Annotated in this window: 24 protein-coding genes and 5 tRNA genes; 14 read left to right on the top strand and 15 right to left on the bottom strand. The window is 73.8% G+C overall.

Annotated features, from left to right (window positions below; all coding sequences use genetic code 11):
- Positions 1-76: 76 nt before the first annotated feature.
- The 7 genes from ACH443_RS04355 to ACH443_RS04325 all read left to right on the top strand — a co-directional run bounded on the left by ACH443_RS04355 (position 77) and on the right by ACH443_RS04325 (position 4059).
- A tRNA-Arg gene (locus ACH443_RS04355) sits at positions 77-150 on the top strand.
- A 201-nt stretch (positions 151-351) separates the two neighbouring features.
- Entirely contained in the window at positions 352-531 is a 180-nt protein-coding gene (locus tag ACH443_RS04350) for a hypothetical protein (RefSeq protein WP_429762404.1), read from the top strand.
- Positions 532-696: 165 nt separating this feature from the next.
- Positions 697-1335, top strand: a complete 639-nt coding sequence (gene orn, locus ACH443_RS04345; protein ID WP_429762405.1) for an oligoribonuclease — start codon at positions 697-699, stop codon at positions 1333-1335.
- Positions 1336-1406: 71 nt separating this feature from the next.
- Positions 1407-1482: transfer RNA gene (locus ACH443_RS04340), tRNA-His, on the top strand.
- A gap of 96 nt (positions 1483-1578) precedes the next feature.
- Positions 1579-1803 carry a hypothetical protein gene (locus tag ACH443_RS04335; RefSeq protein ID WP_430589558.1) on the top strand — a complete coding sequence of 75 codons (225 nt, stop codon included), beginning with the start codon at positions 1579-1581 and terminating at the stop codon, positions 1801-1803.
- Positions 1804-2068: 265 nt separating this feature from the next.
- Entirely contained in the window at positions 2069-3349 is a 1281-nt protein-coding gene (locus tag ACH443_RS04330; protein ID WP_429762407.1) for an MFS transporter, read from the top strand.
- A 98-nt stretch (positions 3350-3447) separates the two neighbouring features.
- Positions 3448-4059 carry an ankyrin repeat domain-containing protein gene (locus tag ACH443_RS04325; RefSeq protein ID WP_430589557.1) on the top strand — a complete coding sequence of 204 codons (612 nt, stop codon included), beginning with the start codon at positions 3448-3450 and terminating at the stop codon, positions 4057-4059.
- Between the two features lie 25 nt (positions 4060-4084).
- On the opposite strand, the gene ACH443_RS04320 is transcribed toward ACH443_RS04325, so the two are convergent.
- Together ACH443_RS04320 and ACH443_RS04315 are read right to left on the bottom strand one after the other, a co-directional pair.
- Entirely contained in the window at positions 4085-4990 is a 906-nt protein-coding gene (locus ACH443_RS04320) for an ATP-grasp domain-containing protein (protein ID WP_429762409.1), read from the bottom strand.
- A gap of 9 nt (positions 4991-4999) precedes the next feature.
- A complete protein-coding gene (locus ACH443_RS04315) occupies positions 5000-6076 on the bottom strand; it encodes an ABC transporter ATP-binding protein (protein ID WP_430589556.1) in 1077 nt (358 codons plus the stop codon).
- 96 nt (positions 6077-6172) lie between these two features.
- Here ACH443_RS04315 and ACH443_RS04310 point away from each other — a divergent pair, with 96 nt between their 5' ends.
- The 3 genes from ACH443_RS04310 (at position 6173) to ACH443_RS04300 (ending at position 8726) form a co-directional block, all read left to right on the top strand.
- Positions 6173-6853 (top strand): ABC transporter permease, encoded by a 681-nt coding sequence (locus ACH443_RS04310; RefSeq protein WP_429762411.1) that lies wholly within the window; start codon positions 6173-6175, stop codon positions 6851-6853.
- On the top strand, positions 6850-7563 hold the full coding sequence (locus ACH443_RS04305) for an ABC transporter permease (RefSeq protein WP_430589555.1): 714 nt from the start codon (positions 6850-6852) through the stop codon (positions 7561-7563). The genes ACH443_RS04310 and ACH443_RS04305 overlap by 4 nt, the downstream gene beginning before the upstream one ends.
- A gap of 119 nt (positions 7564-7682) precedes the next feature.
- Positions 7683-8726: a glycine betaine ABC transporter substrate-binding protein gene (locus tag ACH443_RS04300; protein ID WP_430589554.1), complete on the top strand. Its 1044-nt coding sequence runs from the start codon at positions 7683-7685 to the stop codon at positions 8724-8726.
- A gap of 63 nt (positions 8727-8789) precedes the next feature.
- On the opposite strand, the gene ACH443_RS04295 is transcribed toward ACH443_RS04300, so the two are convergent.
- The 10 genes from ACH443_RS04295 to ACH443_RS04250 form a co-directional block, all read right to left on the bottom strand.
- Entirely contained in the window at positions 8790-10430 is a 1641-nt protein-coding gene (locus tag ACH443_RS04295; protein ID WP_429762688.1) for a solute symporter family protein, read from the bottom strand.
- 8 nt (positions 10431-10438) lie between these two features.
- The gene (locus ACH443_RS04290) at positions 10439-10786 is read right to left on the bottom strand and encodes a DUF485 domain-containing protein (RefSeq protein WP_429762414.1); all 348 of its coding nucleotides are present in this window, start codon (positions 10784-10786) and stop codon (positions 10439-10441) included.
- 152 nt (positions 10787-10938) lie between these two features.
- On the bottom strand, positions 10939-11718 hold the full coding sequence (gene trmB / locus ACH443_RS04285; RefSeq protein WP_429762415.1) for a tRNA (guanosine(46)-N7)-methyltransferase TrmB: 780 nt from the start codon (positions 11716-11718) through the stop codon (positions 10939-10941).
- A gap of 91 nt (positions 11719-11809) precedes the next feature.
- On the bottom strand, positions 11810-12241 hold the full coding sequence (locus ACH443_RS04280) for a pilus assembly protein CpaE (RefSeq protein WP_430589553.1): 432 nt from the start codon (positions 12239-12241) through the stop codon (positions 11810-11812).
- Positions 12242-12258: 17 nt separating this feature from the next.
- Complete coding sequence (locus ACH443_RS04275; protein WP_430589552.1) at positions 12259-13518, bottom strand: HupE/UreJ family protein; 1260 nt, start codon at positions 13516-13518, stop codon at positions 12259-12261.
- A complete protein-coding gene (locus tag ACH443_RS04270; RefSeq protein ID WP_430589551.1) occupies positions 13515-17477 on the bottom strand; it encodes a metallophosphoesterase in 3963 nt (1320 codons plus the stop codon). Before ACH443_RS04270 ends, ACH443_RS04275 begins: the two co-directional genes overlap by 4 nt.
- Positions 17478-17679: 202 nt before the next feature.
- Positions 17680-17755: transfer RNA gene (locus ACH443_RS04265), tRNA-Lys, on the bottom strand.
- Between the two features lie 77 nt (positions 17756-17832).
- Positions 17833-17908 (bottom strand) — tRNA-Lys (locus ACH443_RS04260).
- An 81-nt stretch (positions 17909-17989) separates the two neighbouring features.
- Entirely contained in the window at positions 17990-19183 is a 1194-nt protein-coding gene (locus tag ACH443_RS04255) for an acyl-CoA dehydrogenase family protein (RefSeq protein ID WP_430589550.1), read from the bottom strand.
- A gap of 40 nt (positions 19184-19223) precedes the next feature.
- Positions 19224-19520 carry a GroES family chaperonin gene (locus ACH443_RS04250; RefSeq protein ID WP_429762689.1) on the bottom strand — a complete coding sequence of 99 codons (297 nt, stop codon included), beginning with the start codon at positions 19518-19520 and terminating at the stop codon, positions 19224-19226.
- Between the two features lie 167 nt (positions 19521-19687).
- Here ACH443_RS04250 and ACH443_RS04245 point away from each other — a divergent pair, with 167 nt between their 5' ends.
- A complete protein-coding gene (locus ACH443_RS04245) occupies positions 19688-20194 on the top strand; it encodes a peroxiredoxin (RefSeq protein ID WP_429762420.1) in 507 nt (168 codons plus the stop codon).
- Positions 20195-20223: 29 nt separating this feature from the next.
- Here ACH443_RS04245 and ACH443_RS04240 read toward each other — a convergent pair whose 3' ends face one another.
- Positions 20224-21309, bottom strand: coding sequence for a GNAT family N-acetyltransferase (locus ACH443_RS04240; RefSeq protein WP_430589549.1), 1086 nt, complete (start codon positions 21307-21309; stop codon positions 20224-20226).
- Between the two features lie 30 nt (positions 21310-21339).
- Between ACH443_RS04240 and ACH443_RS04235 the strand changes: the two genes are divergently transcribed.
- The gene (locus tag ACH443_RS04235; RefSeq protein ID WP_430589548.1) at positions 21340-21840 is read left to right on the top strand and encodes a MarR family winged helix-turn-helix transcriptional regulator; all 501 of its coding nucleotides are present in this window, start codon (positions 21340-21342) and stop codon (positions 21838-21840) included.
- A gap of 19 nt (positions 21841-21859) precedes the next feature.
- Here ACH443_RS04235 and ACH443_RS04230 read toward each other — a convergent pair.
- Positions 21860-21941, bottom strand: a tRNA-Leu gene (locus ACH443_RS04230).
- 78 nt (positions 21942-22019) lie between these two features.
- The gene (trxA, locus tag ACH443_RS04225) at positions 22020-22397 is read right to left on the bottom strand and encodes a thioredoxin (protein WP_429762423.1); all 378 of its coding nucleotides are present in this window, start codon (positions 22395-22397) and stop codon (positions 22020-22022) included.
- 111 nt (positions 22398-22508) lie between these two features.
- On the opposite strand from trxA, the gene ACH443_RS04220 reads away from it, so the two are divergent.
- A complete protein-coding gene (locus ACH443_RS04220; protein ID WP_429762424.1) occupies positions 22509-23081 on the top strand; it encodes an NUDIX hydrolase family protein in 573 nt (190 codons plus the stop codon).
- On the top strand, positions 23078-23719 hold the full coding sequence (locus tag ACH443_RS04215; protein ID WP_429762425.1) for a Pr6Pr family membrane protein: 642 nt from the start codon (positions 23078-23080) through the stop codon (positions 23717-23719). The genes ACH443_RS04220 and ACH443_RS04215 overlap by 4 nt, the downstream gene beginning before the upstream one ends.
- Positions 23720-23733 lie beyond the last annotated feature (14 nt).

Here is a 23733-nt window from a genome sequence, read left to right as displayed (position 1 = left end):
CTTCCAAAGCTCCAGGATTCGGGGTGCGCCCGGCACGGTCGTGACCAGCACCGACTGGGCTAAACTCTGCTCGCTTGCCTCCGTAGCTCAGCTGGATAGAGCGGGTCACTTCTAATGACCGGGTCGCGGGTTCGAATCCTGCCGGGGGCACCGATACGCAACGGCGGCACGTGGCCGACACCGACGTCGCGCCACCCGACGTGATGACCGGGGAAAAAGCCGTGCGCCGAGCGTGCGCCGCCCGGCAGACTCGTCCATGCACCGCGGTGACGCGCGGCCGGTCCTACACCGGTCGCACGGGTGGTCCCTGGCCCGGACCGACGACCCCACGTCACGAAGGACACCATCACCATGTTTCCCCCGGAGAACCTGCTTCTCGTGCAGGTCATCCAGCGCGAGCGCCTCGAGGAGGCCGAGCGCGAACGTACCGTCCACCGACTGCAGCAGCAGCGCAAGCTGCACCGGCAGCCGCACGCCCGTCGACAGCGCACCAGCGTCGCCCGCTGGCTGTTCGACTGGCTGACCGCATGACACCCGCCGGGCGAGCGCCCGCCGGGTACCGACCCGGCGACGACACCGCCACGAGGGCCCCGCGGCCCGGACCGTTCCCCGAACGTTCCGGAGCAGCGGGGCCCTCGTCATGTCCCCGCCTGTTCCCCGGGCCGCTCCTGGTCACGCGGACCGTAGGCTGATCCCGTGAGCCCCGCGAACCCGAACGAACGCATCGTGTGGATCGACTGCGAGATGACCGGCCTGGACCTGCGCGCGGACGCGCTGGTCGAGGTCGCCGCCGTGGTCACGGACTCCGAGCTGAACGTGCTCGGCGAGGGGGTGGACGTCGTCGTCGCGCCTCCCGCGGAAGCGGTCGAGCAGATGAACGACTTCGTCCGCGACATGCACACCACGTCCGGCCTCATCGAGGAGCTCTCCGGCGGCATGACGCTCGCCGACGCCGAGCAGGCGGTGCTCGACTACGTGCGCGAGTGGGTGCCCGACCCGGGCAAGGCGCCGCTGGCCGGCAACTCCGTCGGCACGGACAAGATGTTCCTCGACCGCGACATGCCCGAGCTGGTGGGGCACCTGCACTACCGGATCGTCGACGTGTCGTCGATCAAGGAGCTCGCTCGGCGCTGGTACCCGCGCGTGTACTTCGCCTCGCCCAAGAAGGACGGTGGCCACCGCGCGCTCGCGGACATCCTGGAGAGCATCGACGAGCTCCGCTACTACCGCGAGGCCCTGTTCGTGCCCCAGCCGGGGCCCGACACGAAGACGGCGCGCGCGGTCGCCGAGCGCGTCAGCGAGACGTCGGTCACCCGGCACCGCACGGAGGCCTGAACCGCTCCGCGGAGCATGTACACTTTTCGACGGCCCGGTGCTTCGGCATCTGTCGCAGACACAGGGCCATGGTGGCTATAGCTCAGTCGGTAGAGCGCCTGGTTGTGGTCCAGGAGGTCGCCGGTTCAAGCCCGGTTAGCCACCCCACCACGAGAGGCCCTGCAGCGTCCGGTCGGACGCTGCAGGGCCTCTCGGCGTCCCGGGGCGAGGATCCGGCGTGCGCGGAGCGCTAGCGTCGACGTCATGGGCGAGGACGGTCGGGACGACCAGGGCGACGTCGCCGCCGTGCTCGATGGCCTCGCTCCCCCGGTCCGCGCCGTCACGGAGCGGCTCCGCGCCCTCGTGGCGGAGGTGCTGCCCGGCGCCGTCGAGGAGCCGGACCCGTCGGCCCGCCTCCTCGGTTACACCTACCGGCCCGGCACGTACGGGGGCTGGTCGCGGCGGTGGCGCCCTACCGCGCACACGTGAACCTCATGCTCGCCCACGGTGCCGCGCTCGTCGACGACGACCCGCACGGCCTGCTGGAGGGCGCGGGCAGGCGGGCGCGGCACGTCACGTTCCGCACGGAGGAAAACGTCGACCGGCCCGGCGTCCGCGAGCTCCTGCTCGCCGCGGCGCGGCGCACCCCGCGGCGCGGCGCACCCCGCGGCCCTGACCTCGGCACCCCCTCCCGGTATACCATCGTCCCGGCCGCGGGACGCGGTCCCCCCGACCCGAAGGAGACACCGCCGCCGTGGCACGACAGGCCGCCCTCGCCCGACCGGGCGGACCCTCCGGCGCGTTCTCCTCCCTGCGGGGCAACCGCCCCTTCCAGCTCCTGTGGGCGTCGAACCTGTTCTTCTTCGGCGGCGTCTGGACGCAGACCCTGGTGCTCGGCTGGCTCGCCTTCGAGCTCACCGGGTCCGAGCTCCTCGTCGCCGTCTACACGGCGGCGCGACTGGCGCCCATGCTGCTCGGCCCCGTCGCGGGGGCGCTCGCCGACCGCTACGACCGCATCCGGCTCCTGCTCGTCGCCTGCACCTGGGCCGCCGGCGCCGTGGCCGTGGTCGCCGCCCTCGCGACCGCCGACCTGCTGCCGTACTGGGCGCTCGTCGCGGGCGGCTTCGCCATCGGCATCGCGCAGTCCCCGTCCCAGCCGGCCCGGATGTCGCTGGTGCTCGACCTGGTGGGCCGCGAGAACCTCTCGAACGCGAACGCGCTGAACTCGATGGCGATGAACATGACGCAGGTGATCGGGCCGGCGCTGGGCGGCGGCATGATCGCCGCGATCGGCGCGCCCGCGGCCCTGTGGGTCTCGACCGCCTGGTACGTGGCGTCCCTCCTGCTCCTGCTGCCGCTGCGGCGCCTGCGCACGCGCACCGGCCCGGGCGGCCACGCCTCGACGTCGGTGCTCGCCATGGTGGCGGGCGGCTTCCGCGCCCTCGCCGGGAACCGGCTCGCCGTCGCCGTCCTGCTGGTGACCCTGGCCGCGAACGTCTTCCTGTGGCCGGTGTTCCAGTCGTTCATGCCGGTCTTCGCCGCCGAGTCGTTCGGGCTCGACGCCGCGGGCCTGGGCGCGCTGCTGACGTGTGCCGGCGCGGGCGGCCTCGTGGGCTCGCTCGTCATCGCCGCGCTGGGCGACTTCCGGTTCAAGGGCGCGCTCTTCGTGCTCGGCACGACCGTGTGGGGGCTGGCCTGGGCGGCGTTCTCGCTGGCCACGTCGCCCGCCCCCGCGTTCGTGCTCATGGGCGTCATCGGGCTGGCCAGCGCGGCGTTCGGCGTGCTTCAGACCACGCTCCTGCTCATGGTCACCGAGCCCGCGGTGCACGGTCGTGCGCTCGGCCTGCAGGAGCTCGTCATCGGCGTCATGCCCGCCGCGACGCTGGTGATCGGCGCCGTCGCCGAGCGCGTCGGGGTGCCGCACACCACGCTCGGCGCCAGCCTCGCGCTCGTCGTGTGCCTGGCGCTCCTCATGCTCGCCGTCCCCGCCCTGCTCCGGATCGGCCGGGCCGACGACGTCGGGGCGGGCGCGTGAGGCGCCTCGCCGCCGCGATGCTCGGCGTGACCCTCGCGGCCGCGCTCGGCGCCTGCACGACGCCCGCACCAGACTCCCCTCGTCCCCAGGAGGAAGGCATGTCATCGACCCCGAGCACACCGTCCGGCGCGGCCGACCTGCACCGCGCCGTCGCGCAGGACGACGCCGACGCCGTCGCGGCGGCGCTGCGCGCAGGTGCCGACGTCGACGCCCGCGACGCGGACGGGCGCACCCCGCTCCTCGCCGCCACCCGGCAGGGCTCCACCGAGCTCGCCCGCCTGCTGCTGGAGGCGGGCGCCGACCCGGACGCGCAGGACGGCATCCGCGACTCGGCGTTCCTCTACGCGGGCGCGGAGGGGCTGGACGACATCCTGCGGCTCACCCTCGAGCACGGCGCGGACGTGACGAGCACCAACCGGTACGGCGGCACCGCGCTCATCCCCGCGAGCGAGCACGGGCACGTCACCACGGTGCGCATCCTGCTGGACGCCGGCGTGCCGGTCGACCACGTCAACGACCTGTCGTGGACGGCGCTGCACGAGGCGATCGTCCTCGGCGACGGGTCCGCGGACCAGGTCGAGGTGGTGCGCCTCCTGCTCGACGCCGGGGCCGACGCCACCGTCCGCGACGGGCAGGGCGTGCTCCCGCGCGACCTGGCTTCGGAGCGCGGGTACGACGCGATCGTCGCGGAGCTCGACCGGCCGCGCTGACCCCGCTCCCCCGAGGGGCGCCCGCTCAGGCCCGGGCGACGATCGCGTCGGCGAACGCGTCGAGCGTGGCGGCCGTGCCGGAGTGCTGCATCCACAGGGACGGCTCGGCGAGCTCGAGCTCGATGACCATCGGCGTGCCGTCGTCGCCGGTCACGAGGTCCACGCGGGCGTAGAGGAACGGCTGCTCGCCGCCGACCTGCTCGCGCGCGACCGCGAGCGCCTTCTCCGCGACGTCGACCTGCTCGGCGGACGCGACCGCGGGCTCCATCCGCTCGGCGGCGTAGAGCGCCTCGCTGGCCTCCGCCGGCCCCGTGAGCAGCGCGTGCTTGCGCACCGCGTGCCGCAGCTCGCCGTCCACGAAGACGAGCCCGGTCTCCCCCGTGGTGTCCACCGACGTGACGTACGGCTGGATCATCACCGCGCGTCCCCGGTCGAGCAGGTCCACCGCGTGCTTGATCGCGAGGGCCCGCGACTGCGCCGAGACCGGCTGGTAGCGGCCCGCGTCCTGGGCACCGGCGCTGACCACCGGCTTCACGACGAAGTCGCCGAAGGCGGGCATGCGCGTGTGCACCGCGCGCTTCGACAGGTGCCGGTCGGGGTCGAGCCAGATCGTGGGGATGACGGGCACGCCCGCCTCCTCGAGGGAGCGCAGGTAGCCCTTGTCGGTGTTCCAGGCGAGCACGTCGGCCGGGTTCTCCAGGCGCGGCACCTGCCGGGCCCAGTCGAGGAACTCGTCGCGGCGCGGCGAGTAGTCCCAGGTGGAGCGCACGACGACGAGGTCGTAGACCGACCAGTCCACGTCCGGGTCGTCCCACACGACGGCCTCGGCCACCACGCCGCGGTCGGTGAGCGTCGCGAGGAGGGGGCGGTCGTCGCTGTCGAGGCGGGGCAGGGCGGAGCAGGTGGCGAGGCCGATGCGCGTCGTGGTCACGCGCCGAGCCTAGTCGGCGGCGGCCGCCGTGCCCGCCGTGCCACCCGTGCCGTCGGTGGGCGCCGCGGCGTCCGCGGCACGGCGCAGGCCGCCGAGGATGCCGGCCGCGGTGAGGGAGCCGACGACGGTCCCGTCGGCGTCGGCCACCGGCACCCGCCCCTGGGACGACGTCGGCAGCGCCGCCACGGCCTCGAACGCGTCGGCCAGGCTGGCGCCGAGGGGAACGGCCGGCGGCGTGGGCTGCACGACGAGGGAGGCGTCCTCCAGGTCCGCGCGCTGCACGGCGGCGAGCGCGAGCATCCGCTGGTGCGCGCCGGCGCCGACGAAGTCCCGCACGCGGTCGGTCGCGGGGTGGGCGAGGACGGTCAGCGGGGACGCGACCTGCTCCAGGTGCCCGCCGCGGGAGAGCACGGCCACCCGGTCGCCCAGGCGCACCGCCTCGTCGACGTCGTGCGTCACCAGCACCACGGTGGAGCCGACCTCCGCGAGGATGCGGGACACCTGGTTCTGCAGGTCCCGGCGCCGCTCCGGGTCGACGGCGCCGAACGGCTCGTCCATGAGGAGCACGGGCGGGTCGGTGGCCAGCGCCCGGGCCACGCCGACCCGCTGCCGCTCGCCGCCCGAGAGCTGGTGCGGGTAGCGCCGGCCGTACTGCTCCGCAGGGAGGCCGACGAGCCCGAGCACCTCGTCCACGCGGTCGCGCACGCGCTGCCGCTCCCAGCCGAGCAGCCGCGGCACGGTCGCGACGTTCGCGGCGACCGTGCGATGCGGCAGCAGGCCGACGTCCTGGATGACGTAGCCCGTGCGGCGCCGCAGCGCCACGGGGTCCATCTGCGTGACGTCCTCCCCGTCCACCAGCACGCGTCCCGACGTGAGCTCCACGAGGCGGTTGATCATCCGCAGCGTGGTCGACTTGCCGCACCCCGACGGGCCGACCAGGGCGAGCACCTCCCCGGGCTCCACGGTGAGGCTCAGCCCCTCGACCGCGACCGTGCCGTCCGGGTAGGCCTTGCGGACGGCGTCGAGCTCGATGCCGGCGGACAGCCGGGCGGGCGACCGGGTGGGCACTGTGGCGGGGGCGGGCATGGCTGCGAGGCTATCGAGGGCGTCCCACACCCCGGCCCGCGGCGCGCCGGGGCGGTGCCCGGCCCGGCGTCGGGGGCTGCCGCTACGGTCGAGCCCATGGTCACCGCCGCCGCCACCGCCGCGGACAACCCGTGGTTCTCCTGGTCGTACGTGACCGAGAACGCCGACGTGCTGTGGGCGCGCACCACCGAGCACGCGCTGCTGACGATCGAGGCGGTCGCCATCGCCGCTCTGGTCGCGATCCCCCTGGGGCTGCTCGCGTCGCGGGTGCGCTGGCTCGCGGGCCCCCTGCTCGGCACCGCCTCGATCCTCTACACGGTGCCGTCGCTCGCGCTCTTCGCGATCCTCGCGCCGATCATGGGGATCGGCCGGCAGCCGGTGCTGCTCGGCCTCGTGCTGTACGCGCTGCTCGTCATCCTGCGCAACACGGTGACCGGGCTCGACGGCGTGGACCCGGCCGCCGTGGACGCGGCCCGCGGCGTCGGGCACGGACCGCTGCAGGTGCTGGCGCGGGTGCGGCTGCCGAACGCCCTGCCGAGCATCGTGGCCGGGCTCCGCCTGGCGACCGTCACCACAGTCGCCCTCGTCACGGTGGGCGTCGTGGTGGGCTACGGCGGCCTCGGCCAGCTGATGTTCCAGGGCTTCCGCAACAACTTCTACCGGGCGGAGATCATGACGGCGACGATCGCCTGCGTGCTGCTCGCCCTCGTCCTCGACCTGCTGCTGTGGGCCGCGGGACGAGCACTCACCCCCTGGCTGCGCGGGAGGTCCGCATGAGCGCCTTGGCACCACCCTTCGTCGCGGCGGAGGGCACGGGCGTCGTCGGCGAGGCGATCACCTACCTCAACGACCCGCTGAGCTGGACGGGGCCGGGCGGCATCCTCGAGCTCGGCCGCGAGCACCTGGCCCTCACGGCGGCGGCGGTGCTCGTCGCCGCCGTGGTGGCACTGCCCGTGGGCGCGTGGCTGGGCCACGGCCGCCGCGGCGGCGGCGTCACCGTCTGGCTCACCAACGCCAGCCGCGCCGTCCCGACCCTCGGCATCATCCTGCTGCTCGCCACGGCGGGGCTGTTCGGCGACGGCGCCACCGTCGTGGCCGCGGCCCTGTTCGCCGTCCCCGTGCTGCTCGTCAACACCTACGAGGGCGTGCGCGGGGCCGACCCGTCGGCGCGCGACGCCGCGGTGGGCCTCGGCATGCCCGGCCGGCAGGTGCTCACCCGGGTGGAGCTCCCGCTCGCCACCGCCCTCGTCGCGGCGGGGGTGCGTACCGCCGTCGTGCAGGTCAGCGCCACCGTGCCGCTCGCCGCGCTCGCCGGCGGCGGCGGGCTCGGGCAGATCATCGCGCTCGGGATGGGCACCCAGCGCTACGGGCAGGTCCTCGCGGGCGGCATCCTCGTCGCCGCCCTCGCCCTCGTGCTCGACGGCGTGTTCGCCGTGGTGCAACGCCTCGTCACTCCCGCGCCCCTGCGGGCCGCTGCCCGGCGCTGAGCAGGCCGATCCACCACAAACCGGTTGCCACCACCGGACCCCCGCGGTCGAATAGGGCGGTTCCCCTCATCTCCACCCGCACCACCCACGCCGGTCCCCTCCCACGGACGGAGAGCACGATGACCCCCCACCGCACCACCACTCTGCGCCGCACGACGGCCGCCCTGGCCGCCGTCGTCGGCGCCGCCGGGCTGCTCGCCGCCTGCGGCGACCCCGGCTCGGCCGGGGGCGGCGGATCCACGTCCGCCGCCTCGGGCGACACCGCCGCGGCCACCTGCGAGGCCGTCCCGGGCGACGCGCTCGTGGTGCTCGAGGACGACAAGAAGCTGCAGACCGTCGACAACATCATCCCGGCCGTCAACGCGGACCTCGCGTCCCAGGCGCCCGACCTGATCCCGCTGCTCGACACCGTGTCGGCCGCGCTCGACACCGACACCCTCATCGGGCTCAACAAGGCGGTCGACATCGACCGCAAGACGTCGGAGGACGTCGCCGCCCAGTTCGTCGAGGACGCCGGGCTCGCCGCCGACGACGCGTCGCAGGGCGAGGGCGTCACGGTCGCGATCGGCGCGGCGGACTTCGCCGAGAGCGCCACGCTGGGCAACATCTACGCCGACGTGCTCACGAGCGCGGGCTACGACGCGACCGTCACCACCATCGGCAACCGCGAGACCTACCTGCCGGCCCTGCTGGAGGGCAAGCAGGTGCAGATGGTGCCCGAGTACGTCGGCACCCTCACGGAGTTCCTCAACAAGGACGCCAACGGGGCCGACGCCGAGCCGAAGGCGAGCGGCGACCTGGACGCGACCGTGGCCGCGCTCACCGAGCTCGGCGACGCGGCGGGCCTGACGTTCGGCACGCCGTCCCCGGCGCAGGACCAGAACGCGTTCGCCGTCACGCAGGCGTTCGCCGAGGAGCACTCCCTCACCACGCTCAGCGACCTCGCCGAGGCCTGCGGCGGGCTCGTGCTCGGCGCCGGGCCCGAGTGCACGGAGCGGCCGTTCTGCCAGCCGGGCCTCGAGGAGACGTACGGCCTGACGTTCTCCGAGTTCCGCTCCCTGGACGCGGGCGGCCCGCTCACCAAGGCGGCGCTGCAGAAGGGCGAGATCACCCTCGGCCTGGTCTTCAGCTCGGACGGCTCCCTGTCGACCTCGGCAGGCTGACGGTTCCGAGACGGACGAAGGGCCCCGAGCGAGCTCGGGGCCCTTCGTCGTGCCGGGGTGCCGTCAGTGCTTGGCGACGGCCTTCTCGGCGCCGGCGCCGGTGAGCGAGCGGACCTCCATCTCGGCGAACTTCTCCGGGTGCGGCTTCTCCTTCGACAGGAAGGTGCCGACGATCCCGAGCAGGAAGCCCAGCGGGATGGACACGAGGCCCGGGTTCGTCAGCGGGAAGACGTCGAAGTCCGCCGACGGGAACATCGCCTTCTCGTTCCCGGACACCGTGGGCGACAGGACGATCAGCACGATGCAGGAGATCAGGCCGCCGTAGATGCTCCACAGCGCGCCCGAGGTGTTGAACCGCTTCCAGAACAGCGAGAACACGATCGTCGGCAGGTTGGCCGACGCCGCCACCGCGAACGCGAGCGCCACGAGGAACGCGACGTTCTGGTTCTGGGCGAAGATGCCGCCCACGATGGCGATGATGCCGATCACGACCACGGTCCACCGGGCGATCCGCACCTCGGAGTCGGGCTTGACGTCCCCCTTCTTGATGACGTTCGCGTAGATGTCGTGGGAGAAGCTCGCCGCCGCGGTGATCGTCAGCCCGGCCACCACGGCCAGGATCGTCGCGAAGGCGACCGCGGAGATGAGCCCGAGCAGGATCTCGCCGCCCAGGGCGAAGGCCAGCAGCGGTGCCGCCGAGTTCACCCCCCCGGGGGCGTTGTTGATCGCCTCCGGCCCCACCAGCGCGCCCGCGCCGTAGCCGAGCACCAGCGTGAACAGGTAGAAGATGCCGATCAGCCAGATCGCCCAGACCACCGAGCGCCGCGCCTCCTTGGCCGTCGGCACGGTGTAGAAGCGCATGAGCACGTGGGGCAGGCCCGCGGTGCCGAGCACCAGGGCGAGCGCGAGCGACAGGAAGCTCAGCTTGGACGTGCCGTCCACGCCGTACTGCTTGCCCGGCTCGAGCAGCGCCTGGCCGCCCGGACCGGCAGCCTCCACGGCGCCCCCGAGCAGGTCGGACAGGTTGAAGCCGAACTTGGCCAGCACCCAGACGGTCATGATGGCGGCGCCCGCGATGAGCAGCACGGCCTTGATGATCTGCACCCAGGTGGTGCCCTTCATCCCGCCGACCAGCACGTAGAGGATCATCAGCGCGCCGACCACGGCGATGACGAGGCTCTGCCCGGCTCGGCTGTCGACGCCCAGCAGCAGCGCGACGAGGCCGCCGGCGCCGGCCATCTGGGCGAGCAGGTAGAAGAAGACCACGAGCAGGGTCGCGAGGGCGGCCGCCATCCGCACCGGGCGCTGACGCAGCCGGAAGGAGAGCACGTCGGCCATCGTGAACTTGCCGGTGTTGCGCAGCAGCTCCGCCACCAGCAGGAGCGCCACGAGCCACGCGACGAGGAAGCCGATCGAGTAGAGGAAGCCGTCGTAGCCGTTGAGCGCGATGGCGCCGCAGATGCCGAGGAACGACGCGGCCGACAGGTAGTCGCCCGCGATGGCGGTGCCGTTCTGCGGGCCGGTGAAGTTGCGGCCGCCGGCGTAGAAGTCGGCGGCGGACTTGTTCTGCCGGGAGGCCCGGAACACGATCACCAGGGTGACCAGGACGAACGCCCCGAAGATGCCGATGTTCACCCAGGGGTTGCCGATGTCCGTGGCCTCGGCGGCGGAGACGACGGGGGTCCCCGCGAGGGTCTGGGTCACGATGCCACTCACAGCTCGCCCTCCTCGATCTCACGGCGCAGCGCGTCGGCCCGCGCGTCGAACTTCTTGTTCGCCCAGCGGGCGTAGAGCATGGTGATGACGAACGTGGAGACGAACTGCCCGAGCCCGAACAGCAGCCCCACCGTGATGTTGCTGTCGCCCAGCCGGATGCTCATGAAGTCGTGGGCGTAGTTTGCGAGCAGGACGTAGACGAAGTACCAGACGAGGAACAGCGCCGTCATCGGGAACACGAAGTTCCGGAAGGCGCGCCGCAGCCCCTGGAACTCGTCCGACCGCTGCACCCGTTGGTACTCGGTCTCTCCCGGTGGCGGCCCCGCGGTGGACAGGTCGCTCATGATGCCTCCGTTGGCTCAGGCGTCCGACGGGGCCACGCTGCCCCGTTCGAGAACGTTTCGCGTGGCACACCTTGCTAGAGCCGAGCCGTGTGGCGCAAGTCACTTCCCGGGCGCGTCCGCAGGTCGGCGGCGCGTCGGTCCGGGAGCCGGGCTCAGCGGCGCACGTACTCCAGGTCGGTCGCGCCCCGGCCCGCGGCGGAGCCCTTCTTCTCGAAGCTCGTGAGCACGCGCCCCTCGAAGCGCGGCGCGCGCTCCCCGGGCCCGTGGGCGTTGCGGAAGGCGTCGGAGGCCTCGAGCACCTCGAGCATCTGGTCGGCGTAGTGCGACCAGTCGGTGGCGAGCCGCCACACCCCGCCGGGCCGCAGCACGCGGGCGACCACCTCGGCGAACGCCGGCGTGACGAGCCGCCGCTTCTGGTGCCGGGACTTGTGCCACGGGTCGGGGAAGAAGACCCACAGCTCGTCGACCGACGCCTCCGGCAGCGCCGTGGCCAGCAGCTCCGCGGCGTCCGCCTGGACCAGCCGGAGGTTGTCGAGCTCGTTGCCGGGCGCGCCGCCGTCCCGTCCGGGGTCGGCACCCGCGTGCCCGGCGCGCACGATCGTCTGGGCCAGGCCAGGCGTGTACACCTCGACGGCGAGGTGGTCGCGCTCGGGGTGCGCGGCGGCCGCCGCGACGATCGCCTCGCCCTGCCCGGACCCGATCTCCACGACCAGCGGGGCGGTGCGGCCGAAGACCCGCGCCGGGTCGAACGTCCAGGACGGGTCGACGGACGTCACCGCGGCACCGCGCGGCACGTCGACGAGGTACCGGTCGCGTCGGGTGTCCCACGCCTTGCCCTGCGCGGTCGTGAGGCGCGCGCTGCGCCGCACGAAGCTCACGGGCTGGCGGCGGTAGCGCGGGTCGACGGGCTCGGACGTCACGGGATCAGGCACGCCCCCAGGGTAAGCGGGGCACCGGGCGCCCAGAATCAGGCACCCAGAATCAGGCACCCAGAATCAGGCACCGAGTGTCAGGCGCCGGTGCTCAGGAGCTGAGCTCCACGAGCGCGAGCAACGCCGTGCCGTACGCCTCGGCGGGGTCGGCCGCCGTGAAGGTCCGCGCCTCGCCGAGCAGCTCCACCTCGACGTCGTAGCGCTCCGCCCCGCCCTGCTCCCCCGCGCCCGGCGTGGTGCGGGTCAGCCCCCGGAAGGTGGAGCGCAGCAGGTCGCGCAGCTGGTCCTCGCGCGGCAGCCACAGCGCGTCCTCGATGGCCACCGAGTCGAGCGCCCACTCGGTGGTGCCGTTGAACCCGAGGATGGTGCCGGTCGGATAGTCGTGCGCCTCGATCGTCATCGTGCTGACGGTGAACACCTCGGCGGACAGGTCGGCGGCGTCGATGCGGAACCTGTCGCCGTCGGCGGGGCGCCACACCAGCCCCGCGTCGCGCAGCCGGGCCGCAAGCTCGGTGGAGATCATCGCCCCATCCTGGCCCCTCACCCGAGACCGAGCACGCGCTGCACGAACCAGACGAGCCCCACGACGGCGACGGCGGCGGCGACCACCGCCGTGACCCACCGCCCCGCCCGCGGCGCCCGCCGACGCAGCAGCACCAGCAGCGGGAAGAGCACGGCGATGATGCCGAGCTGCACCGCCTCGATGCCCACGTTGAAGACGAGCAACGACCCGAGCAGCCCCCACGACCAGGGCTCGTCGAGGCCCAGCGCGCCCGCGAAGCCCAGCCCGTGCACGAGGCCGAAGGCGAACACGACGGCGATCCGGGTGACGTCGGACCTCGACAGGTCGTGCCAGCGCCGCCAGACCTGCCGACGTGGCTCGGTCGCGACGTCGCCCAGCACCTCGAGCCGCGGCGGCGCGCCCGGCCGCACGGCCCAGAGGTGCCCGGCGGCCACGGCGGCGATCGAGAGCGCGATGACCGGCTCGACCACCGCGCCGGGCGCGCTCACGGCGCCGGTCGCCGCGAGGAGGAACGTCACGGAGTGCGCGACGGTGAACGACGTCGCCACCAGGACGACGTCGCGCAGGCGACGGGAACCGACGATCAGGGCCAGCAGGAAGAGCAGGTGGTCGGGGCCGAGCAGCAGGTGCTCCGCGCCGAGCACGAAGAACTCCCCCAGCCGGTGCCACGTGCCCTGCCCGCCCGTCGTGACGGTCGGGTGGGCCGGCGTGAGCACCGCCGAGCCCGCCTCGCCGTCGAGGTCGTAGGTCACCATCGTCTCGGTGGTGTGCACGAACGACTCGGCGTCCGGGAAGAGGGCGCTGAACAGCGTGTGCGTCCCGGGGCGTCCGCCGTCCCCGGCGGGGCACGCGTAGTCGAGCGCGACCGTGGCGTAGGCCTTCCCGCCCCGGTCGCCGACCGTGGGGGCCGCCGCGAGCGCCGGGGCGCAGAGGTCGTCGCCCGCCGCCACCTGGAACCGCTCCGTGACGTAGGAGGCGACCTCGTCGGCGTGCTCGGCGAGCTGGGCCACCTGCGCTGCCGGGCCGCGCGCGTCATAGGCCTCGGCCGTGAGCCACGCGGACTTCATGAGCAGGTCGTACTCGAGGTCGAGCTCGACGTGCACGTCGGTGTCATCGCCCGCCGTGACCCGCGCGTACGCGTCGGTCGTGGCGTCGTGGGCCACGGCCGGGCCGGCCGCGACGACCGTGCCGACGACCGTGCCCACGACGGTGAGCCCGAGGACCGCCAGGACGGCGCCGCGACGCGACGCCGTCCTGGCCGGGGTGGTGGACGTCACCGCTTGCCGCCCCGGGTGGTGAAGAAGGCCGGCTCGGCGGCGGCGACGCCGGCGCCGCGCGTGGTGGCCGTGACGATCCACGCGTACTGCCTGTCCCGCTCGAGCCGGTCCCAGCGGACGGACGCGACGTCCCCCGAGGCCACGGCCTTCGTCCCGATCACCCGCGTCGGGGCGTAGACCGCGAGCGAGTCGGTGACCAGCGACGTGGTGCGGGTGGTGAGGTCCACGGGAAGCACCATGTTGTCGGCCGTCGAGTCGTACCTGGCCAGCGGGTCCCACTCGTCGGCCCCGAAGTCGTCGAGGAACGGCGAGTAGGTGTCGACGCTCATCTCGGCCCGGGCGACGTCGAACTGCAGCAACCGGAAGTACGAGGCGCCGAACCGCAGCCGCTCGGCCGGGTCGTAGCCGCCGATCGTGCCGAGGCCCACCCGCTCGGCGGGCACCGTGAAGGCCTGGTAGTCCGCGAGCAGCTCCACCACGCCGTTCGCGATCTCGCCGACCGGCTTCACGTTGGTCGTGACGCCGTGCACGTGCCCGGCCAGCACGAGGAACACGTTGTCGTTCGGCTCGACCACGTACTTGTACAGCGGCGAGCCGTCCGGGGCGGCGAAGCCCGCGTTCCGGCCGTCCTTCTGCGTGCTGGCGGCGAGGTACGCGTGGGTCATGAGGATGCCGTTGCGGTCGGGGTACCGCTCGAAGATCCCGTCGGCCCACTCGGCCTCCTCGCGGGTGACGCCGTACCCCATGCCGACGGCGACGAAGTCCAGCCCGCCCGCGGAGAACAGGACGTAGTGGTTGGAATTGTCGCCCTCGCGCCAGGAGCGGTACTCGGCGTCCTCCCAGGACTCGGCCGCGGCCTCGTACCGGTCGGGGCCGAAGTACTGGTTGTACAGGTCGGCGCCGCCGTCCGCCCCGGACCAGTTGTCGTGGTTGCCCGCGACGGCGGAGTTGGGGATGCCGTCGATCTTCGCCTGCTGACGCGAGGAGACCTCGAACTCGCCCGTGACCTGGTCCCGCATGGCGTCGTCCTGCGGCTCACGGATGTTGTTCTCGATGAGGTCACCGGTGTGCGAGACGAACGAGATCTTGCGCTCGTCGGCGTTCGCGGCGATCCACTCGGTCACGCCCGCGTACGCGGACTCCCAGATCTCCCGCTCCTCGGCGGTCTCCTGCTCGACCGCGCCCTCGGACAGGTACTGGGTGTCCGTCAGGTGCGCGATGGAGAAGTCGAAGTCCGCGGGGTCGGCGAAGCCCTCGGGGCCGGCGTCGAGGTCGTCGGCGAACGGGTCGGTGGCCGTCACCATGACGTGCACGACGCCGCGGTCGCGGTGCTCCGGACCGGCCGGCGCCACCAGCACCGTGTCGCCGTCGGCGGAGCCGCGCGACGCCGCGAGCGCGTCCCACGCCTTCGCCTTCGTGTCCCACACCAGCAGCGAGACCTCGCGCGCCGGGTCGGCCGTGCCGCTCCAGCGCACCACCGGGTGCTCCTCGCGGGACTTCACGCGGACGTCGAACCGCTGGTAGGCGACGGCGTCGGCCTGCGGGGAGGCGAGGGTCTTCCCGTCGCCGGCCGCCAGGCCCTTCGCGGACGCCTTCTTCGCGCCGCGGGGGTCGAGCTCCGTCGGGACCGCGTCGGCCGTGCCCTGCCGGACCTCGCCCGGCAGCAGCACGTCCGCCTGGGCGAACGTCGCCGTGACGGTGCCGTCGTCCGGGCCGGCGACACGCGCCGACAGCGTCACCGGAGAGTCGACGTCGGTCGTGCCGCCGGCGGGGGCGAGGTCGGTCGGGACGTCGGGCACTCCGGCGCTCGTGAAGGTGATCTCGCGCGTCGCCGTGTTGCCGAGCGAGTCCGCGGTCGCCACCTCGAGGGTGTGCTCGCCCGCGGTCAGCCCCGGGCCGACCGGAGCGCCCAGCGCGACGGCCTCGCCGTCGAGCGTGACCTCCGCGTCCCCGACCACCCCGTGCGCGTCGTCGAGCTCCACCGCGAGCGGCACGGCGGATGTGATCCGCGCGCCGTCGGCCGGGGCGGACGACGCGACCCGCGGCGCCGAGTTGTCCGTCTCCAGGACGCGCGTGGCGGTCTCGCCGGTGGTGGACACCGCCGCGAGCTCGTGCTCCCCGTCCTTCAGGTCCGCGGTGTCCACGTCCGCGCGCACGCCGCGCGCCGGGGCGTCCACCAGGAAGTGCAGGTCGACCTGGCGGAAGGAGTTGAGGTTCGAGCCGCAGGTGCCGTCGCCGAGCCCGTACGACCCCGCCGCGTTCTGCTGCTGCGCCGTGCCGTCCGCCGGCGTCAGGACGACGTCGGAGACGGTGAAGTCGTCGAGGTTGCAGTCGTTCGCGAACGCGCCCGCGACCACGTCGATCTCGTTCCAGCCGGGCAGGAGCCACTCGTTCGGGAACGTGATCTCCCCGCGCCCGCCGACGATGGTCTGGTCGATGCGGCGCTCGATGCCGTTGATCCGCAGCGCGTTGGTCGCGGAGCCGTCGAGCGAGTTGGACCCGACGACGAACGAGACCGTGGCCTCGCCGTGCCCCAGGGCGGGGAACGCGGTCACGCCGGGCGCGTCGATCGTCCACACCAGCTCGACCTTCGCCAGCGCGGTGCCGGACGAGCCGCAGCTCCCGTCGCCCATGGCGTAGGAGGCCTGCAGGTCGGCCGGCGGGGTGACCGTGCCGTCCGCGAGGCTCAGCGCCAGGCCCGACGCCGTGAAGTCGTCGAGGTTCGCCCCGCACGACGCGGAGACGTCGCCCGCCACCAGCGCGATCGTGTTCTCGCCCGGGTGCAGCAGGCGGTTCGGCACGCCCACCTGGACCCGCTCGGAGACGAGGTCGCGGCCGCCGTCGCCGCGCAGGTCGAGCCGGGTGCCGTTGACGAGCAGGTGGTTCTGGTAGCGCGTCTCGATCGCGTTCGTGCCGACGTCGAACGAGAACACCGACACCCCGTCGCCGAGGGTCGTCGGGCCGGCGGCGGGCTCGCCGTCGACCGTCAGCGCGGCGGTGCCGCCGTCGCCGTCGGCGGGTGCGGACGCCGTGACGCTCTGCACCCCGCGCGTGAGCGTCCCGTCCTCCGGGGCAAGCGCCGGTGCGCCGACCGGGGAGTTGTTCACGCGCACCGTGTGGGTGGCGGTGGCCCCCGAGCGGGTCGTCGCGACCACCTCGTGCGCGCCGTTGGCGAGCGTCGTCGTGTCGACGTCGGTGGCGAGCCCCGTGGTCGCACCCGGCGCGGACCCGACCTCGAACGTCGCCGTCGCCTCCTTGACGGAGGAGGTGTTGCTGCCGCAGGAGCCGTCGCCCATCGAGTAGCCGAAGGAGTTCCCGGCGTCACCGGCGGTCTCGCCGAGCAGCTCGAGCTGCAGCTCCGAGATCACGAAGTCGTCGAAGTTCACGCCGCACGACGAGTCCAGGCCGCCCGCGTGGACCTCGACCGTGTTGGTGCCCTGGACGAGCCACTCGTTCGGCACGGGGACGGAGACGCGCTCCGACACCCAGGTGCGGTCCTGCTCGACGCGGTGGCCGTTGACCACGAGGTAGTTGCCGAACGCGACGTCCGCGGAGTTGCTCCCGACGTCGAACGTCAGGGCGGACGTGCCCGTCGTCGCCTGGAGGCCGGGCAGGTCCGCGCCGTCCACGGTGATCCGGCCGACCGGGTCGCCCGCGGTGGTCGGGTCGGCCGCGAACCGCACCGTGCCCTCGACGTGGGCGCCGTCCTCCGGGGCCAGCGTGGGCGCCGTGCCGGGCTTCCCGGGCTTGCCCGGCTTCTTCCCGCGCTCCGCGGGCGCGCCCTCCGGCCAGCCGGGGAAGCCGGGGAACCGGTCGGCCGCCGCCGTCGCGACCAGGTCGGGTGTCTCGGGAGCCGCCGTGGCGGGCGCGACGCCGGCGCCGGGGAGCGCCAGCGCCGCGGCCACCAGACCGGCGGCGAGGGTGGACGCCCGTAGGCGTCGCGAGGGGTTCGGCCGCATCAGCGTGCCGTCCTTCCTGTCGTCGATGAGGGAAGGGCGCTCCCGCCAGGCAGCCCGGGCTCACCCGGGACCACAGCGTGGCGGCGGCGGGTGAACTCCCCGGTGCGTGCCGGGGGCGACCGGGAGAACTCTGGACGACCACTGGACGCCACCTGCTCCGGGCACGACGAAGCCCCGCCCGGCGCTGCCGGACGGGGCTTGGTGGTGCGCCATCAGGGACTCGAACCCCGAACCCGCTGATTAAGAGTCAGCTGCTCTGCCAATTGAGCTAATGGCGCGTGGCCAGAGGACGCCCGCAGGCTCGCACCAGGAGGTCCTCACGCGACGAGGTCCCCGCGGTACGGGGACCTCGTGCTGGTGCGCCATCAGGGACTCGAACCCCGAACCCGCTGATTAAGAGTCAGCTGCTCTGCCAATTGAGCTAATGGCGCTGGCGGGGTGAAACATTACCAGCCGTGCGGGGCTGCAGAGAAACCGTCGCAGCCGGTCAGCGCTGTGACCTGCACGACAGGTCATCGGAACGCCTGGTGGCCGGTCAGGTGCCGGCCCAGGATCAGGGTGTGCACCTCGTCGGTGCCCTCGTACGTGCGCACCGCCTCGAGGTTCGCGGCGTGCCGCATCGGCGAGTGCTCCAGGGTGATGCCGTCGCCCCCGAGCACGGTGCGGGCGGTCCGGGCGACCTCGATCGCGGACCGCACGTTCGCCAGCTTGCCGGCCGAGATCTGGTGCGGCTCCAGCCGCCCGTCGTCCTTGAGCCGCCCGAGCCGCAGCGCCAGGAGCTGCGCCCGGGACACCTCCAGGGCCATGTCGACCAGCTTCGCCTGCGTGAGCTGGAACGCCGCGAGCGGGCGGCCGAACTGGACCCGTTCCCCCGCGTGCCGCAGGGCGGCGTCGAGGCTGTCGCGCGCGGCCCCGGCCGCGCCCCACGCGATGCCGTAGCGCGCCTCCGCCAAGCAGGCGAACGGCCCGGCCAGGCCGGGGTGCTCCGGCAGGACGGCGTCGGCGGGCAGCCGGACGTCGTCGAGCACGACGTCGCACTGGACCGACGCACGCAGCGACAGCTTCGGCTCGATGGGCGTCGCGACGAAGCCGGGCGTCGTCGTCGGGACGAGGAAGCCGCGCACCCGCGGCCGCGCCTCCTCGACGCCCTCGGTCGGGTCGGAGGCACGCGCCCACACCACGGCGACGTCGGCGACCGACGCGAGCCCGATCCACCGCTTGCGTCCCGACAGCACCCACCCGTCGCCGACGCGCGCCGCCGTCGTCGTCATCGAGGCGGGGTCGGAGCCGGCGCCGGGCTCGGTGAGCGCGAAGCACCCGATCGTCTCGCCCGCCGCCATCCCCGGCAGCCAGCGCTCCCGCTGCGCGGGCGACCCGTGCTTCGCGATCGCGGTCATCGCGAGCGAGCCCTGCACCGAGACGAAGGTGCGGATCCCGGAGTCCCCCGCCTCCAGCTCCGCCATCGCCAGGCCGTACTCGACCGCCGACCGGCCCGCGCAGCCGTGGCCGTGCAGGTGCATGCCGAGCAGCCCCGCCTCGGCGAGGCGGGGCACCAGGTCGAGCGGGAACACGCCGTCCGCGAACCAGCGCGCGACGTGCGGGCGGACGTGCTCGTCGACCAGCGCCCGCACCCGGTCGCGGGTCTCGCGCTCGGTCGGGCTGAGCTCGTCGTCGAGCGCCAGCAGGTCCAGGGGGTCACCCGTCATGACGTCACTGTGGCAGACGCCACCGTGCCAGCGGCGAACGTCAGAGGTACAGGCCGGTCGCGCCGCCCTCGTCCTCGGTCTCCGTGACGCCGTGCACGTCGCGCTCGCGCAGCAGCACGTAGTCCGTGCCGCCGAGGTCCACCTCGGCCCGGTCCTCCGGGTCGTAGAGCACGCGGTCGCCCACGGCGACCTGGCGCACGTGCTCGCCCTTGGCCACCACCTGCGCCCACGCGAGGCGCTTGGCCCCTGCCGCGGTCGCGGGGATCACGAGGCCCGCCGTCGACTGCCGCTCGGCCGAGTCCACCTCCGGCTGCACCAGCAGGCGGTCGTGCAGCATGCGGATGGGCAGCGGCTTGCTGTCGGGCGTGGTGCGGGGCGCGCGGTCGGTCACGGGCTCCACGCTAGACGACCCGGGCGTCTAGGCTCGACGCCGAGCGCGCGCCCGCGAACCTGCCGCGAACCCTGTGGCCGCGCACTGCACGACCCCGACACCTTGGAGCACCCGTGACCCGTCTCGCCGTCGGCGACGCCGCCCCCGCCCTCGAGCTGCCCGCCGTCCTGCCCGACCCCGACGGCACCGGCCGCACCACCGGCACGTTCTCCCTGGCCGAGGCGCTCGCCGAGCCCGGCCGCCAGGGCGTCGTCGTGTACTTCTACCCCGCCGCGATGACTCCGGGCTGCACCACCGAGGCGTGCGACTTCCGCGACTCCCTCGCCTCCCTGCAGGGCGCCGGCTACGCCGTCGTCGGCGTCTCGCCGGACGGCGTCGACAAGCTCGCGACGTTCGCCGAGCGCGACGCCCTGACCTTCCCCCTCCTCGCCGACACCGAGCACGAGGCGCTCGAGGCCTGGGGCGCGTGGGGGGAGAAGAAGAACTACGGCAAGACGTACGTGGGCGTCATCCGCTCCACGGTCGTCGTCGACCCGGAGGGCAAGGTCGCCGTCGCGCAGTACAACGTCAAGGCCACCGGCCACGTCGCCCGGGTGCGCAAGACGCTCGGCCTGGACTGAGCGAGCGGCCGCGGGCAGCCGCCGCGCCCTCAGGACGCGAGCACGGCGCTCGGGGGCGGGACGGGCTTGCCGAGCCGGACGACGCCGTCCACGGCATCGCCCTGCCGCGCGAACCCCTCGCTCTCGTAGAGCCTGAGGTTGCGCTCGCTGCGCGCGCCGGTGCTCAGCACCACCCGCTCGTACCCCGGCGCGAGGCCGGCCTGAGCGCGACGCAGCAGCCATCGCCCGACGCCGGCGCCGCGCACGTCGGGCGCCACGGCGAGGCGGCCGACGTGCGCCTCCGTGCCCTCGCGCCGGGTGCGGACCATCCCGAGCAGCCGCCCGTCGCGCCACAGCCCCGTGACGTCCCAGTCCGACAGCCAGCGCCGCACGTCGCCGAGGGTCTCGTGCAGCGGCGCCAGCGCGAGGGTGTCGTTGGCCAGCGCCTCCTCGACCCAGCAGCAGCGCTGGAGCACCACCACCTCCGCCGCGTCGCGGGGCGTCAGGCGCCGGACGTACGAGCCCGGGACCGGGCCCTCGTCGGCCCCGTCGGCCGCCGCCTCGCGCAGCGGACGCAGGGCCTGCGCCAGCCGGGCGACCTCGTGCAGCACGCGGGGGGCCGCGCCGTCCCACCGCGCGTCGGGCCGGACGCGTCCGTCCTCGACGGCGTCGCCGATCCGGAGCGCGACGGTCGCCCCGGCCGGTACGAGCCGCAGCGTGGTCACGACCTGCTTGGCATGCTGGACGGAGCGGGTCCCGGCCGACGTGTTTCCGTAGCTGACGAAGCCGATCGGCTTCCACGCCCACTCCCGGCCCAGGTAGTCCAGCGCGTTCTTGAGCGTGGCCGGCATGCCGAAGTTGTACTCGGGCGTCACCACGACGAAGCCGTCCACCGCATCCACCAGCGCACTCCACCTCCGGGTGTGCGCCTCCCGGTAGACGCCCGACGACGGGTGCTGCTCCTCGTCGAGGAGGGGCAGGGCGAGATCCGCGAGCGACACGGGGACCAGCTCGACGCCGAGGCGCGCCGCGTCCGGTGCGACGGTGCGGCCGAACCACTCCGCGACCGCCGGACCCAGGGCCCCGGGCCGGGTGCTGCAGGTGAGGAGCATGACGCGCACAGGATTCGTTGACACGTTGATGAACGTAGATCCTAGAATGATGACATGTCAACGACTTCGCGTGACACGCGGCCCGGGTCGGCCGCGCCCTGGCTCGACGAGCACCAGGAACGCGCCTGGCGGGCCTTCCGGCGGATGACGACCTCCGTCCGCGCGGGCACCGCGCGAGACCTCGCCGACACCGGCCTCTCGGAGCCCGACTACGAGGTGCTGAGCACGCTCGTCGAGCGCCCCGGGACCACCAGCACCCTGCACGAGCAGGCCGCGAAGATGGGGTGGTCGCGCAGCAGGTTGTCGCGGCACTCGAGCCGCATGGAGGTCCGTGGGCTCATCGCCCGGGCACCCGACCCCGCGGACGGCCGAGGCTGCCTGCTCGTCCTCACGGCGGCCGGGCGCGAGGCGCTGCGCGCCGCGACGCCGACCCACCTGGAGTCCGTCCGCCGACGGTTCGCCGACCGCCTCGACGCGGACGACCTGCGCGACCTGCTGCGCATCGCGGACAAGCTCGGTGACAGGTCTGAGGAGGCCGCTCCCCTCGACGGCTGACCGCGTCGGGCGGGCCCGGTGCCGGAGACGGGAGTCGAACCCGCACGCCCTGGGGCACGGCGATCTAAACGCCGCATGTCTGCCTGTTCCATCACTCCGGCTTGGCGCGCGTCAGTCTAGGCGAACGACGACGGCCGCCCCGGATCTCTGCGGGGCGGCCGTCGCGGGTGCTGCGGCGATCAGGCCTGGGGCGAACCGTTGTTCGCGGCGGCGATCTGGGCGCGGACCTCGTCCATGTCGAGGCCCTTGACGGCGTCCACGACCTGCTTGAGCGCAGGCGCGGGCAGCGCGCCGGCCTGGTTGAAGACGAGCACACCCTCGCGGAACGCCATGAGCGTCGGGATGGCGCTCACACCCGCGGCGGCGGCGATGCGCTGGTTCGCCTCGGTGTCGAGCTTCGCGTGCACGACGTCCGTGTTCTCCTCGGACGAGGCCTCGAAGACGGGGCCGAACTGCTTGCACGGGCCGCACCACTCGGCCCAGAAGTCGACCAGCACGATGTCGTTGTCGGTGACGGTCTTCTCGAACGTGTCGTCGGTGAGCTCGACGGTGGCCATGGGTGTCCTTCCGATGGGGGTCTCCTCGGCACAGCATCGGCGCCGCCCCCAGTATTCCCGTCACGGCCTGCCCGCGCGCTGGCCCGCCGTCCGGGCTGGTAGAAACGACATGTGACGGACACGGCCGAGTTCCCCCCCGACGACGAGTTCTATCCCGACGAGTCGCAGCCCGCGGGCTGGCTCACGCCGGAGGACCTCGCCGCCGTGCGGGCGCAGCTCCCGCTGGTCTACGTCGACGCCGTGCCCGTGCGCGTGGACGACTCGGGCGACGTGGTCGCCGTCGGGCTGCTGCTGCGCGTCACCCCGCTCGGCACCATGACGCGCGCGCTCGTCTCCGGACGCGTGCTGTACCACGAGCGGGTGCGCGACGCCCTGCTGCGGCACATCGAGAAGGACCTCGGGCCGGTCGCGCTGCCGCAGGTCCCGGCGTCGCCGCAGCCGTTCACGGTGGCGGAGTACTTCCCCACGCCCGGTATCACGCCGTACCACGACCCCCGCCAGCACGCCGTCTCCCTGGCGTACGTCGTACCGGTGACGGGCGACTGCCGCCCGCAGCAGGACGCGCTCGACCTCGCGTGGCTCACCCCCGAGGAGGCGTGCAGCGACACCGTGCAGGCGGAGATGATCCACGGGCAGGGCACGATCGTGAAGCAGGCGATGGCCTGGGTGGGTCGCCTGTCGTGAGCCGGCGGGCGGCGGGCGCCGCGCACCTGCTCGTCGCTGTCTCCGCGCTCGGCGGAGTGCTCATGGAGCTCGTCGTCGCGCTGGTCGACGGGCCGGGCGCGGCAGGCACCACGGCCGAGCGGCTCGTCCGGCTGTTCTCGTACTTCACGATCCTGTCGAACGTCGGCATCGGCGTCGTGTCCGTGCTCCTCGCCGTCGACCCGACCCGCGACGGCCGTCTGCTGCGCGTCGCGCACCTCGACGCCCTGCTGTGCATCGTCGTCACCGGCATCGTCTACAACACCGTCCTGGCGGGCACGGTGGAGGGCCTCACGCAGGCGGGCCAGCTGTCCAACGTGCTGCTGCACGTGGCGTCCCCCGTGCTCGCGGTGGTCGTGTGGCTGCTCGCCGGCCCGCGGCCGCGGGTGGACGCGCGGACGGTGGGCTGGTCCGTCGTCGGGCCGCTCGCCTGGATCGCGTACACCTTCGTGCGCGGCGGGATGGTCGGCTGGTACCCGTACCCCTTCCTCGACGTGGGCGCGCTGGGCCTCGCGCGGGCGCTCGTCAACGCGGGCCTCGTCGCGGCGATGTTCCTCCTGCTCGCGCTCGTCGCGCGCTGGGCGGACCGGCGGCTGCCCGCCGCGCCGGGCGGGCGATGAGTTCCCGGTCCCGC

Origin of the sequence: Isoptericola sp. NPDC019571, assembly GCF_044389385.1 — a bacterium.
GTDB classification, from domain to species: Bacteria; Actinomycetota; Actinomycetes; order Actinomycetales; family Cellulomonadaceae; genus Isoptericola; species Isoptericola nanjingensis.
Note: the sequence above shows the minus strand (reverse complement) of the source record. Positions and strands in the feature narration are given on the sequence as shown.

Coding starts and splice junctions, on each gene's coding strand:
- ACH443_RS04255 (WP_430589550.1), bottom strand. CDS start 19,183: ATGACGGGTGACCCCCTGGACCTGCTGGCGCTCGACGACGAGCTCAGC.
- ACH443_RS04270 (WP_430589551.1), bottom strand. CDS start 17,477: ATGCGGCCGAACCCCTCGCGACGCCTACGGGCGTCCACCCTCGCCGCC.
- ACH443_RS04250 (WP_429762689.1), bottom strand. CDS start 19,520: ATGCTGCACGACCGCCTGCTGGTGCAGCCGGAGGTGGACTCGGCCGAG.
- ACH443_RS04280 (WP_430589553.1), bottom strand. CDS start 12,241: ATGATCTCCACCGAGCTTGCGGCCCGGCTGCGCGACGCGGGGCTGGTG.
- ACH443_RS04335 (WP_430589558.1), top strand. CDS start 1,579: ATGGGCGAGGACGGTCGGGACGACCAGGGCGACGTCGCCGCCGTGCTC.
- ACH443_RS04290 (WP_429762414.1), bottom strand. CDS start 10,786: ATGAGCGACCTGTCCACCGCGGGGCCGCCACCGGGAGAGACCGAGTAC.
- ACH443_RS04310 (WP_429762411.1), top strand. CDS start 6,173: ATGGTCACCGCCGCCGCCACCGCCGCGGACAACCCGTGGTTCTCCTGG.
- ACH443_RS04350 (WP_429762404.1), top strand. CDS start 352: ATGTTTCCCCCGGAGAACCTGCTTCTCGTGCAGGTCATCCAGCGCGAG.
- ACH443_RS04305 (WP_430589555.1), top strand. CDS start 6,850: ATGAGCGCCTTGGCACCACCCTTCGTCGCGGCGGAGGGCACGGGCGTC.
- trxA (WP_429762423.1), bottom strand. CDS start 22,397: ATGGCCACCGTCGAGCTCACCGACGACACGTTCGAGAAGACCGTCACC.
- ACH443_RS04325 (WP_430589557.1), top strand. CDS start 3,448: ATGTCATCGACCCCGAGCACACCGTCCGGCGCGGCCGACCTGCACCGC.
- ACH443_RS04235 (WP_430589548.1), top strand. CDS start 21,340: ATGTCAACGACTTCGCGTGACACGCGGCCCGGGTCGGCCGCGCCCTGG.
- ACH443_RS04300 (WP_430589554.1), top strand. CDS start 7,683: ATGACCCCCCACCGCACCACCACTCTGCGCCGCACGACGGCCGCCCTG.
- ACH443_RS04315 (WP_430589556.1), bottom strand. CDS start 6,076: ATGCCCGCCCCCGCCACAGTGCCCACCCGGTCGCCCGCCCGGCTGTCC.